Annotated in this window: 10 protein-coding genes; 9 read left to right on the top strand and 1 reads right to left on the bottom strand. The window is 40.1% G+C overall.

Annotated features, from left to right (window positions below; all coding sequences use genetic code 11):
* Positions 1-84: 84 nt before the first annotated feature.
* From SporoP17a_RS05125 to SporoP17a_RS05085, 9 genes are all read left to right on the top strand, one after another.
* Positions 85-1,071, top strand: a complete 987-nt coding sequence (locus SporoP17a_RS05125; protein ID WP_083033277.1) for a restriction endonuclease — start codon at positions 85-87, stop codon at positions 1,069-1,071.
* A gap of 112 nt (positions 1,072-1,183) precedes the next feature.
* Positions 1,184-1,867, top strand: coding sequence for a hypothetical protein (locus SporoP17a_RS05120; protein WP_083033274.1), 684 nt, complete (start codon positions 1,184-1,186; stop codon positions 1,865-1,867).
* A 186-nt stretch (positions 1,868-2,053) separates the two neighbouring features.
* Positions 2,054-2,986 (top strand): NADP-dependent oxidoreductase, encoded by a 933-nt coding sequence (locus SporoP17a_RS05115; protein WP_083033271.1) that lies wholly within the window; start codon positions 2,054-2,056, stop codon positions 2,984-2,986.
* A 303-nt stretch (positions 2,987-3,289) separates the two neighbouring features.
* Positions 3,290-3,913 (top strand): AIM24 family protein, encoded by a 624-nt coding sequence (locus SporoP17a_RS05110; RefSeq protein WP_237262384.1) that lies wholly within the window; start codon positions 3,290-3,292, stop codon positions 3,911-3,913.
* 172 nt (positions 3,914-4,085) lie between these two features.
* Positions 4,086-5,879, top strand: coding sequence for a hypothetical protein (locus SporoP17a_RS05105; RefSeq protein ID WP_083033265.1), 1,794 nt, complete (start codon positions 4,086-4,088; stop codon positions 5,877-5,879).
* Positions 5,880-5,961: 82 nt separating this feature from the next.
* The gene (locus SporoP17a_RS05100; protein WP_237262383.1) at positions 5,962-6,864 is read left to right on the top strand and encodes an AIM24 family protein; all 903 of its coding nucleotides are present in this window, start codon (positions 5,962-5,964) and stop codon (positions 6,862-6,864) included.
* A 254-nt stretch (positions 6,865-7,118) separates the two neighbouring features.
* Positions 7,119-9,170: a transglycosylase domain-containing protein gene (locus SporoP17a_RS05095; RefSeq protein ID WP_083033262.1), complete on the top strand. Its 2,052-nt coding sequence runs from the start codon at positions 7,119-7,121 to the stop codon at positions 9,168-9,170.
* A gap of 240 nt (positions 9,171-9,410) precedes the next feature.
* Positions 9,411-10,853, top strand: coding sequence for an S-layer homology domain-containing protein (locus SporoP17a_RS05090; protein ID WP_083033259.1), 1,443 nt, complete (start codon positions 9,411-9,413; stop codon positions 10,851-10,853).
* Positions 10,854-11,058: 205 nt separating this feature from the next.
* Positions 11,059-11,808 (top strand): hypothetical protein, encoded by a 750-nt coding sequence (locus SporoP17a_RS05085; RefSeq protein ID WP_083033257.1) that lies wholly within the window; start codon positions 11,059-11,061, stop codon positions 11,806-11,808.
* A gap of 131 nt (positions 11,809-11,939) precedes the next feature.
* On the opposite strand, the gene SporoP17a_RS05080 is transcribed toward SporoP17a_RS05085, so the two are convergent.
* Positions 11,940-13,385: an S-layer homology domain-containing protein gene (locus SporoP17a_RS05080; RefSeq protein ID WP_083033255.1), complete on the bottom strand. Its 1,446-nt coding sequence runs from the start codon at positions 13,383-13,385 to the stop codon at positions 11,940-11,942.
* Between the last annotated feature and the right edge of the window lie 149 nt (positions 13,386-13,534).

Genomic DNA, 13,534 nt, shown 5'->3' with positions numbered 1-13,534 from the left:
AAAGGATAGAGTGAACGGTACTTGTATGATGTTGAATTGAATCAATAACATAAAAAAGCCTATTTTGAAGGGAATAAAAATACAATGACAAAATGGTGGATGATTAGAGCTGGCGATAATAATGAATTAATTCCTGTTTGGAAGCAAAATGATATTGTTTCAATTGGTTGGCCACAATTTGGAGATCCGAAGCAGTACCGCACAAAAGATATGATGCGAGAAAAAGCAGACATAGTGTTTAATGAAGCTAAACCACAATCGAGAAATAGTTGGACTAGTCAAGTGTGGCGCTTTAGTAGAGAGATAGAAGAAGGCGATCACATTATTTCGTATTCTAAAGAAAAAAGGGAGTATTTAATCGGTAAGGTAACTGAATCTCACTTTTACGACACGCTCATAGGAAACCCGGATTACCCGAACACACTTAAAGTAGATTGGGAATCTAAAACTGTAGACAGAGATCGTTTATCCCAAGCTGCGAAAAATACTTTAGGATCCGTTTTAACTGTATTTCGTGTCGATCAGTGGGGAAATGAAATAATGCAGTTGCTAAGGAATCAACAGATACAACCAGTAAAAATTGATGAAGTGGAGCCTGAGGAAGATGAAGTGATTGAAGATTTTATAGGTAAAGCATTAGCAATGGTAGAGGATAAGGTAGACAAATTAGATCCTTGGCAAATGCAGGATTTGGTCGGGGCACTATTGCAGTCGATGAAATACAATGTTCGTGTAAGTCCTAAGGGTCCTGATGGCGGAGTAGATGTCCTTGCGTATAAAGATTCATTTGGATTTGAAAAACCGATTATCAAAGTGCAAGTGAAACATCGTAAAGTGACAGCATCTGCGCCAGAAGTACAGCAACTCCTAGGTGCAAATCCAATCGATGGTAATTGTCTATTTATCTCGACTGGAGGATTTACTGTACAAGCTCAAGCTGTTGCAAAACATAATTCAGTTACTTTGGTTGATTTAGAAGAGTTAGTACGTTTAGTCGTGCAGTGGTACGAAAGTATGCCGAATGAAGGGAGAGCTCTATTGCCATTGCAGAGGATTTATGTACCTGAGTGAACGATGATTAATGAACAGTACTTCTGAGATGTCGGATTTTGAATGTTGTATTGCACAGCGTTTAATTAATTAGAAAATTAACCGGATATTGATTAAGAAAGCAGGAGAACAATTGAACATTGAGGAGTACATTCCTAATGAATATATACCAGCTATAATAACAGCGTCAGTAGCTTTATTGGCAGCCGTACTTTCACAAGTAATAAATAATTTTCTAACATATAAAAGAGAAAACAAAAAATATTTAAATGAGATTTATGGGGATTTTATTTCTAGATATTTTTCAGAAGTAATTGCTTATGGCTATGCAATTTCAACTCCCGGTAAGGAGCATAATTTAAAAACAAAGGGAGATATTTCTGAAACGATAAATGGAATTTTTCAATCAATTCATTATGGGGATAAGTATCTGCAAGCAAATCAATTTGAATATAGCACTTGGAAATATCTGGAAGACCACAAGGGGGATGCCGAAGAGATTTTACAATTTAAAGTCTGCTATAACTTTTTAGTATATAGCAAGAATGTTTTTAACAAAATTGATTTTTCTTTGGAGAATTCGATGCTTAACACATTAAATTATTCAATAAAGAAATTTGGCTACTTATATATTTGTGCAGAATTAGAAGGTAAGGAAGAAGCTATAGATAAAATCACATCTATTGAATTTTTTAATATTAATGTTTTAAATGAGATATCGTGTAAGAAGATTAATAGGATGATTTTGAGGGATGACTATGAACATCAAAAGAGATTCATAAATAGGATTAACACTGAAATTGAAAAACATATCTAAGCGTCAACATGTCCCATACTTAAAATTAGGAATCTGTGCAAGAAACAATAATGAAAATTCCACGCACAAGCACCTTTCACTATCTTTCCACTCCTTCGATTGAGATAAATGATTCAGGGTATACAGTATAGAAAGTACAGATAACCACATCATGTAGGTGTACTAATCAGAAGGAGTGTAGTTGAAATGAAAGCAATCGTAATTGAACAATATGGTGGGTCGGAACAGTTAGTGGAGAAAGACCTTCCTAAACCGGAGATCCAAGATCAGCAAGTGTTGATTGAAATGCATGCCACTTCTATTAATCCGATTGACTGGAAAGTGCGGGAGGGCTATTTGAAAGACGCCATGCCTTTTGAGTTTCCGTTAATTTTAGGTTGGGATGCAGCAGGAATCATTAGTGAAGTCGGAAGCAAGGTGACGCAGTTCAAAAAGGGAGATGCGGTGTTCGCGCGTCCAGCCATGGAGAATGGCACATACAGCGAGTATGTGGCGGTCGATGAGGAGTTAGTGGCGTTAAAGCCAGATCATCTCAGCTTTGAAGAGGCAGCTTCCGTTCCGTTGGCAGGCTTAACCGCTTGGCAATGCTTGATTGACTTTGGGCAAGTGAAAAAGGGAGATCAGGTTATCATTCATGCGGGATCTGGCGGTGTGGGTAGCTATGCCATACAGATTGCCAAAAGCTTCGGTGCCTACGTTTTTTCTACGGCGAGCAGCAAGAATGAAGCATTTCTGAAAGAGCTTGGCGTGGATGAATTCATTGATTATACAACGACTGATTTTGCAGATGTTGCAAAGGACGTGGATCTAGTCGTAGACACGATGGGTGGAGAAATTTTAGAGAAGAGTCTAGATGTTGTGAAGAAGGGCGGTCGTCTCGTTTCAATTGCAGGTGAACCAAATGCAGAGAAGGCGAAAACGAATGGCATTACCGCGGAATCTTTATGGTTAAATCCAAATGGGAAACAACTCGCAGAACTGGGACAACTGATGGAAAAAGGAGAAGTCACATCTCATATTGGTCATACGTTCCCGTTAACCGAAAAGGGATTGCGTGAAGCACATGATTTAAGTGCAACACATCATGCAAGAGGTAAAATTGTGATTACGATTCAATAAGTTAGCAGCTAGCCTGTACACATATAACCGCCACACGTAAATTTTAGTGTGGTAGTCATATGCTGTACAGGTTTTTTCTTTGTAAAAATCAGTTACGTAAAATCTCATGTTATAATGACCCTAACCTTGCATACAAATTAGAAAATCAGAAAGCGGGCGATTACTCTGTTTACGATTAAAAACTTTGAAGATAATGAGAATGTAAAAGTTAGGGAGGAACTAGGCCCTTTTAAAGTAGTAGAGTTCCAAAGAGAATTAAGTATCGGTCATGCGACGGCACAATCGGCATATTATGCTTCTGAAATGAAAGTAAGAAGAAGACAGCTAGTTTGCGATGTCAGTCAGTCGAACATTACGATTCAGGCAGGGGCCATGCATTGGATGGCGGGAGATGTGAAAGCGACGACTGGGCTTAAGGGAGTAGGAGACTTCATCGGAAAAACGATTCGGGGTAAAATGACTAAAGAATCGAGCATCAAACCAGAGTACACGGGAACCGGTACACTTGTTTTGGAACCAACGTACAAGCATATTTTGCTACTGGACGTTGACGAGTGGGATCGGTCACTCGTCATTGAAGATGGACTATTTTTAGCTTGTGATTCAGGATTAAAACATAAGGCCGTGATGCGCTCAAATCTTTCTTCTGCTGCAATGGGCGGGGAGGGTCTTTTTAATCTGGGACTTGCCGGGCAAGGAGCGGTTGCACTGGAATCTTCCGTAGCGAGAGAGGAACTTATCGAAATCGAGTTAGAAAATGATGAGTTGAAAATCGATGGGAATATGGCGATTGCTTGGTCAGGCGGTTTAGAATTTACTGTCGAACGCTCTGGAAAAACACTTATGGGTTCGGCGGCTTCAGCCGAAGGATTGGTAAATGTCTACCGCGGAACAGGAAAAATATTAATGGCGCCGTTCCTTCAATGAATTCGAAAAGAATTAGGATACCTGTGTGAGAAACAAACGTGAATGTTTAAACAATCATGAAAGTTTCATGCACAGGTAACTTAAATTAATACTCGAAATTTTAGCGATTAACATGGAGATTTTAATTATTGGTAAGTTATATTCAATAATGAACTGCAGGGAGGATTTTAATATGGTAAATATAAATCCAAATACACTTGAAACATTAGCCGTGACAAGAATTGTGACAATGGCAATGCAACCAGGTACATCATTGGAGCCATCTATTCCTATTGGTGATAAGGGGGTCTCTTTTGATGGACATATTTCTGTATACAGGGATAATTCCTTAAAAAAGTCTTCATTAGCAGGAAGAATTCCTGTCCAAGTAAAAGGGAAGGCTGTTGAAAAATTCTCTTCTCTACAAACAAAATATTCTAAATTAGAACTTGATGATATGAGAAATTACTATAACGAAGGTGGAGCAATATTTTTTGTATGTGAAGTGATGGTAAATGGTGATGTTGAGATATTTGCAAAAGTTCTGTTGCCCTTAGATTTGAAATTATTAATTGATAGTTATGGTCAACAACAAACTACGACTATCTCTTTGGGCCATGTCAATGATTTGAAAACACTAACCTTTGTTTGTAATCAATTTCTTAAAGAACAAAAAAGACAACCTGTCGGATATATCGGAAAACATTCTTTCCATTCTGGTAAATTTGAGAAATTCACAGCATCCAGGGTTTCATTTTCATCACCTAATGATCGAAATACATTTGTAAATCATGAAATGTACTTTTATGGTGTTGATGGAGATATAGAATTCCCACTTGGTCTTGTAAAATTCAACGAATTCGGTAAAGAAGGTTCTACATATATAGAAATTAATGGAGTTTCCATTCCTTATCATTATAAGTTTTCTGAGTTGAGCGAAACAGATGAGATTATCTTAGAACATTCTTTTTTAATTTCTTATAATCGAAAAACCAAATCAGCGAAATTCAAAATTTTAGACTTCCATTCTTTGGAATCTCATCAAAGAGTTTTATCACTCTTAGAAAAATTCGAAAAAGAAGAAACGGTTTCATTATTTAATGGTGCTATTACGATTACTGATTTAAAGTGGAATGATGACGATTATGCTGAAATAGAAGAGGGAATAACGTGGTTAAAAGATATGACTAAGGTTTATGACAAAATAGGTATCCCTCATCATTACGTTTCGAAAGGTACCAAGGTAACTTTGAATGATTATCTAAAAAACTTAACGGAAGCTTTTATTGATGGAAACTACGATTCTGTGATTAAGAAGTACCCCTCAGATGTCGGTATGCTATATATTAATTTGGGCGAGGATTCTATTCTTACATTCTATTCTCCAAATGAAATAGAAAAATTGCAGAGTGTTGCAGGAGATAGCTTTAAGAATAAGGAAATTTCATTGGGATTTGATGAAACATCAGAAAAGTTCACCGTCAGTCCTTATTTATTAGTCGATCCTGAGGGTTTGTTAACTGCAGCAAACGTAACTTTGAAATTAGTAAGAGATTCATTTCACCCTGATTCCCATGTCTATAATGCATTTACTTTCCAAAGAACAAATCAGTTTTGTTTAGATTGCCTAAACACCTACGATAAGACTAAGCAAGAAGACTATCTCCTTCTTGCTGAAACAATTTATGATTACCTTCTACTAAGTAAGATTACGATAGATGATTACAATATTTCCTCTATTAACTACTACCAAACTCTGTACAGGAAGAGTCAGAAGCTATCCGAAGAGCAACTTAAACATATTGTAGATATCAAAGAGCATACAGATAACGTTGAAAATATAATGCTTAAACTTTGCTGTAATATATTATTAAATAATGAATTAGAATCCAACCATTATTTTAATAAGTTAGGTTTGCAGCAAGCAGAGGACTTCCTAACCTTCCCATTTTATAATTTGTACAAGCGGTTAGGCGAGAAAATATAGAACATAAGAAAGTATTTTTTAGAGATCAACTTCAGCATGTTCTGGAGCGCATTGAAAGAAGGTACCTGTGTGAGAAACTTTCATGAATGTTTATACAATCATGAAATTTTCAGGCACAGGTACCTTTCATCAATACATAGGAAATGTGAATTTTACTAGCCTCAATCATGCTATAATTACCATTACATTGCCAAAAAAGAAAATCAGAAAGCGGGCGATTATTCTGTTTACAATTAAAAACTTTGAAGATAATGAGAATGTGAAAATTAGGGAGGAACTAGGCCCTTTTAAAGTAGTAGAGTTTCAAAGAGAATTAAGTGTCAATCATGCTACGGCCCAATCGGCATATTATGCTTCTGAAATGAATGTAAGAAGAAGACAGCTAGTTTGCGATGTTAGTCAGTCCAACATTACGATTCAGGCAGGGGCCATGCAATGGATGGCGGGAGATGTGAAAGCGACGACTGGGCTTAAGGGAGTAGGAGACTTCATCGGAAAAACGATTCGGGGCAAAATGACCAAAGAATCGAGCATCAAACCGGAGTACACGGGCACTGGTACACTTGTGCTAGAACCAACATATAAGCATATTTTGCTACTGGATGTTGATGAGTGGGATCAGTCACTCGTCATTGAAGATGGACTATTTTTAGCTTGTGATTCAGGATTAAAACATAAGGCCGTGATGCGCTCAAATCTTTCTTCTGCAGCAATGGGCGGGGAAGGTCTTTTTAATCTGGGACTTACTGGGCAAGGCGCAATTGCACTGGAATCTTCCATACCGAGAGAGGAACTTATCGAAATCGAGTTAGAAAATGATGAGTTAAAAATAGATGGGAATATGGCGATTGCTTGGTCAGGCGGTTTAGAATTTACTGTCGAACGCTCTGGAAAAACACTTATGGGTTCGGCGGCTTCAGGCGAAGGATTGGTAAATGTCTACCGCGGAACAGGAAAAGTATTAATGGCACCGTTCCTTCAATAATTGGGTATTTAATTTACATTCCCTATCTGTATTCGAAAAAGCGTGAATGTGTAAACGATCATGAAAATCTCAAGTATAAGTATTTTATTAAGATATTACCCAGAAGCCCAACTTCTGCGTAATGTCTTTTTTTACATACATTTGTACCAAAATCCCCCAAAAGACAAAATCCGCAACTTTCAAACACCCCCATCGTCTATACTATGCTATACTCAACCAACAAAATTCGCATCAATAAAGCAGGTGAAACCGATATGAAAAGATCCGAATATAAAGCTTTACAACATAAAAAAGCACCAAAAAAGCAAAGAAGCCTGAAAAACAAGATTATCCGTTTCGTATTGATCAGTGCACTGCTTGCTGTTCTTTGCGTACTACTCGTACTGAATGTCTTCATCACATTCAGTGACGTAAGTAAGCTCGAAGGACCCGCACCGAGATCAACGGTTATTTACGATCCGACCGGAGAAGTGATCAGTAAGGTTTCGAATTCGAATATTGAAGGTGTATCGATCGACCAGATTCCGAATACGCTGATCGAAGCTGTCATTTCCGTGGAAGATCAACGATTCTACAAACATCACGGCATTAATTATTTCAGGATGGGACGCGCCTTACTCGAGAACGCGTTCAAAGGTAAAATCGTGTCAGGGGGCAGTACGATTACGCAGCAACTTGCGAAAAATGCGTTTTTGACGCAGGAGCGTACGTACTCGCGTAAATTCAAAGAACTGATCCTCGCAAAGAAGATTGAACGCGTGTATTCGAAAGAGGAGATCATGGAACGTTACCTGAACCAAATTTATTTCGGTGACGGGGCGTGGGGTGTTCAACGTGCGGCGCAGACCTATTTCGGTAAGGATGTCAGTGAATTGACGTTAAGTGAATCTGCGACCATAGCAGGCGTCATTAAAGCTCCGTCGAATTTATCACCTACGAAAAATATGGAAAAGTCGGAGAAACGACGCAATCTGGTGTTGTCGTTGATGCTGCGTGAACAGTATAGCAGTCAGCAAGAATACGATGAAGCGATTGGACAGAAAATAGAACTGGCTGAATCGACAGTGCCAGATTATAAAGCGAAATATCCGTATTATATCGACCGGGTAGTGGACGAGGCGGTCAATAGGTATGATTTGACGAAAAATGAAGTATTGTCCGGTGGGTTGCATATTACGACAGAAATCAATCCGACGGTCCAGAATGCGTTGGAAGAAGTGTATGCGGATGATCGTTATTTTCCGAAGAGCACGCCAGATCAACTTTTGCAGAGCGCCTCTGTTTTCCTAAATCCTAAAACAGGCGGAATCCTGGCGTTAGTCGGTGGGAGAGGGGAGTATACGCAGGGACGCTTCAATAATGCGACTGATCTCATACGGCAGCCTGGATCTGCGTTAAAGCCGCTTGCCGCCTATACTCCGGCACTTGAGGAAGGGTACCATATGTCGGATTTGCTTGTGGATGAACCGATTGATATGGATGGATACTCTCCGAAAAACTTTGATCAGACATATAGAGGGGAAGTGACGATGTACGATGCACTCGCACAGTCGTATAATATCCCTCCCGTTTGGCTGTTGAATGAGATCGGCATCAAAAATGGAGTTCATGCTGTTGAACGGTTTGGAATTTCATTAGAAAAAAATGACCGTGCACTTGGATTAGCGTTGGGAGGACTGGTTAAAGGCACTTCTCCTTTGCGGATGGCTCAAGCGTTTTCCGCGTTTGCGAATGATGGTGTGATGGAGGAAGCGCATGCGATTACAGAAATTAAAGATTCGGAAGGAAAAGTGCTCGGCAAGTGGAAGGGTGAGTCTGTACGCGTGACAGATGCGGAAGTTGCCCAGCAAATGACCTATATGCTGCAAGGGGCTGTAGAGGAAGGTACTGCCAAAAAAGCACAAATTTCCGGTGTGGACGTGGCGGGGAAGACGGGCACCACACAGCTTCCAATTGAAGGAGTGGACGGTTCAAAAGATCATTGGTTCGTTGGCTATACACCGGATATTGCCGGTGCGGTCTGGCTCGGATATGATCAAACAGACGCCGGCCATTATTTAACATCCACCAGTAGCTTTACCGCACCACCCATATTCGCGCAAGTTGTTTCAAAATCAGCAAGCGAATTAACCACAAAGAAATTTGATTTGTCGTTAATTGATGAAGAAATAAAAGAGCTGAAGAAGCAGAAGAACAAGACCAAGGAAGAAAGAGAAAAGAAAGAGAAGAAAGAAGAGAAGGATCAGAAGAAAAAAGAGTTTTGGGAAGGGATTGAAGAGTGGGGACGGAAATGGTTTAGAGATTAAGAGGATTGAAAGTAAAAAGAATAAGGTGCCTGTGTGCGGAACAAACGTGATCGTTTAAGCCATCATGAATGTTTCATGCACAGCGTGTAAAACTCCGTTGGTTTGTATAAACTGACGGAGTTTTTGTGTTGGCATTATTCTTTAAAATAAATTTGAAACTATTCCCAGATTTACGCGTCTGTAGGGTACTTCGATGAGGATGAAGTGGAACTCAGCAGACAATAGAAAGGAAGAGAGTACATGAAAAAGAAATTATCTAGTATATTTGGCGCACTTATACTTGCGTGCAGCCTGCCATTATCCGGAACAGCAGCAAGTGAGCAGCGGTTTTCGGATGTACCGGATACGAAGCATTTTGCGGAGGCTGTGAATGATTTCGCGGCACGTGCTATTATCGGAGGCTACCCCGACGGTACCTTCAAGCCAAGTAACTCGATCACACGGGGACAGGCAGCTGCGATTATTGCGAAGTTGTTGAAACTGGATATGGAGAACGTCAAAGACCCCGGTTTTAAGGACGTCAGGACGGCTAATGGCTATTACAAGGCCATTGCGGCATTAGCGCAAGCAAATATTATTGGCGGCTATCCAGACGGTAGTTACGGTCCCAATGATCCGATTACCCGTGAACAAATGGCTTCGATTTTAGTAAAAGCATTTGACTTACCGCGTTATAATTATCAACAGATGGATAATCCATTCATTGATTCAAAAAATCCGTCTCATGCGTATAATATTCTGATCCTTTACAAGCTAGGTATCACGACAGGTACTACACCGAACACATACAGCCCAAAAAATCCGATTACTAGAGGGCAGGCAGCTAAAATGATGAAAGCTACTGAAGAAGTGAACGTCCCGATGGTTACGGTCAAAGCAGAAGACCTTGGGTGGGAGCGTATCGCCTGGGTCGACTCGAGTGAGATGAACTCTGGCGTTTTCCAAGCTATACGTCTACAAGGCAAGGATACACCGAACGGCTATACCGGTGATCGTGTTCAATTGATTCCGATGAAGGAAGGCAAGGGAGCGATCAGTTTTAGAAGCAACTATCGTGAGGGTACGGAAAGGTATAAAAAGTATTATGTGCATGTCAAAAAAGTCGATGGGGAATTGAAGTTGACTTTGGAAGAAACGACAGATTATTTTTCAGCAGAAGCAAAACTGTCTTTTGATGCGAATGACATTCAACATATTTCCTTGACGACAATGGAAGGGAAGAAATTATCTGATGATGTAAAATTTACGTCATGCGAGAATGGCTACGGAACATGCATCCAGATGGATGGACCAGGTCAATACATCGCGACTGTCCATTTGAAAAATGGAGAAGAGGAACGTCATGGGATTGAAGTGAAACCTACGGGTACATTTTATTATAAAGTAGAAACGTTAAAAGAGCAGTATGTGTCGACGTATGACCGCGGAACGAACTTTGATATAGGAAAGCATACAATCCGGGCGGAAAACTATGAACAGCTGGTAACGATTACTAGAGATCCGGGAACGAACTTTTTTACTGCCCGACTGGTGGGTGACAAAGCTAAATCGATCAGAGTTGAATTTGAACGAGGGGAACGTTCGGAACTCTATCAAGAAACAGGTCTTATCATTAGTATTCGTAAACTAGGTTCCATCATGAATATTGAAATACACGGAGACGGTTATGTTACAGATATTTGATAGATTGCTGTGCTTAAACTAGATTAAACAAAACAGATACTGTGTCCACTTTATGTGGGTGCAGTATCTGTTTTGTTGGATTTAAATAAGGTAACCGCTTGAAACATTCATGAAAGTTTGAAGCACAGGTACATTTAATCAATATCTACTTATCTCGCATTCATGGTAGTATAAACCTATATGCGGTAATAAGGAGTGGATGAATGTGCAGGTAATCGAATATATTCAGGGGCCGTGGAGGGCAGTGGCACTGCTTATTATCACTTTGGTCCCTTTTTTTCGCATTGCGCTCAATTCGTATAATATGAGGCCCATTGAAAAATTACGTTTAACGGTGAGTGAGCAGTTCACCGTGTATTTCGCACAATGGCTGATTCTGTCCGCTTTGACCGGCACGGCGTTGTTCATGCTGGTGTTCGGTGGTGTAAGTGGGATGAACGAAGAAGGGAATGATCCGCTTTCAGGGGTGTCATGGGAACTGCTAGCTGGGCAGTCGTATGCTCTTGCGGGGCTTTTTGTGTTTCTGCTGCTGTTCATCGTCTACGGATTCTTTTCCATGGTGAGTGTGAAGTCGTCATTTCATATAGTGGATGAAGAGCCGCTAGAGATTGTGAAGAAAGTGAATAAGCACACATTTCTAATGCAGGCGAAGGACGGTCGGTACTTATTTTATTCGGACGAGCGGCTGCATCATGTGAAGTTCTATGAAGAACTGTGCGATCCGCCAAAGAATATGTCGTTGCTCACCCAGTTGTATGGCTGGAAGATGCCATGGTTCGGGATCACGATTGTTCTTTTGGCAGCAGGAGCTGTATTCGGGTTCTTCAACTGGATTAGCGTAGCTGGATGGCTGATTGCAATTGCGGTGTTCGGGTTGCTGGTGCTCGGTGCAATTGTGAAAAACTATGAAGATATTCAGAGATTGAGTAGTGATGAACTGGTAAGGAATTGTTAGAGAGGTGCCTGTGCGAGAAGCAATCATGAATGTGTAAACTTTCATGAAAGTATCAAACACAGGTGCCTTTTATTATTTAGAAACAGTTCTAAGTTGATTTGAAGTCATGTGGGTACCTGGCACTTTACATACTACGCGTGATCACTCTGACCTATCACACCTATAGAAACATGAACGATTGAACCTAATTGTCTTACTTCTATATTGATGCCTTCAACGTAATAAGGGTAGCATTCTCCAACACCCAATCCTTCACATTCACCTATTCGGTATATTGTATTCTCGAAAGATACTGCAACGTTGCCACGTTTCTTTCCGGTAGCACGAAAAGTATTAGTTTTCGACTCATGCGTCACGGTTGCGATTTCTTCATGATTCTCACCGACTATAGTATGTGTACCTATGTTAAAGTCCTTGCCTATTTCAAGTTCTGCCATGCGTTTTTCTACAAGAGTCTCGATTTTGTATTCAAAGTGATCCTCGGTCGGTTGTACCCGTATTCCGTACCGTTGATTTGTACCGTCTTTATACGTAACGGTTGCGATATACTCACCGGCTTTGTCGACCTGAAATTCGATACTTTCTTTCTCACTGACAAACGTTGCATTGTCAGCTAGTAATTCACCTTCCATAGTGGAAAGTGCAACCTTCTTTACTTCATTCTTATCATACAATTTGACCTTTGCGCTAAAAATATCATCCGTTTCCGTCAGCGATACTTTCAATTCACCATGTACTTTTTTAACATCAACATAATATTTCTTCTGAACGGAAGTATCGGAATTTTGCCCCGAAACAATAATACCGTCTCTACCTTCTTTCACAGGAACAAATTGAATTTTATCTTTAGAATAGCCTTCCTTGCCTTTAACTAGAATGCTTTTCACGACATCTTGTTGTAATGAATTCGTACGGATTCTGTCGATGGTAGTTAAACCAAAATCATCCGGTTGCATAGTAAGTATGTTCTGAGGTTTCAGATCTTCTGTCGATTTCAGCATTTTAGCCGCCTGTCCTCGTGTAATAAATGCGTTCGGGCTGAACGTAGTAGGGCTTGTTCCGGTCGTGATCCCGAGTTTGTAGATGATAAGTACATCGTCTGTAATACCGCTTCGATCTTTGAACGGATTGGAAACAGCTGTGTCACGTGGCAAATCAAAAGCTTTTACTAAAATTGCAGCCATATTCTTCCGGTTAATCGGATCATTGGGTTTGAAAGTGCCGTCCGGATACCCACCGATTACTCCTTTTTCTGCCAATGCAGAAATTGCTTTGTAGAAGCCGTGTGAGGTTGAAACATCCTTGAAACGTGGATTTTTAACCTGGTTTGTATCGACTCCAGTCATTTTAGCAATAATGGCTGCTGCCTGTCCTCGTGTAATCGAGTTGCCCGGTTTGAACGTGCCGTCCGGATATCCTCCGATAATATGACGAGCAGCTAGGTCATTGACCGCTACCGCAAAATGCTTACTCGGCGGAACGTCGGGAAATGGCTGTTTTTCTGCAGCTGCGCTAGTGATCGGCAAACTAGCAGCGAGCAATAGTGCTCCTAGGCATACTTTAAATTTGTTTTTCATTTTAAAATCCTCTCCATTTCTATAATGTGATCTATTAATCAGCGTACAGACGGAGAATAGTAAAAAAGTTTCAAAAGAATGTAAATAATGTACTAGGCACAACACAAAATCTTATATTCCATTATTACGCACTATGCAATTTTCTATTA

The sequence above is a fragment of the Sporosarcina ureae genome, from assembly GCF_002082015.1.
Lineage (GTDB): Bacteria > Bacillota > Bacilli > Bacillales_A > Planococcaceae > Sporosarcina > Sporosarcina ureae_A.
Note: the sequence above shows the minus strand (reverse complement) of the source record. Positions and strands in the feature narration are given on the sequence as shown.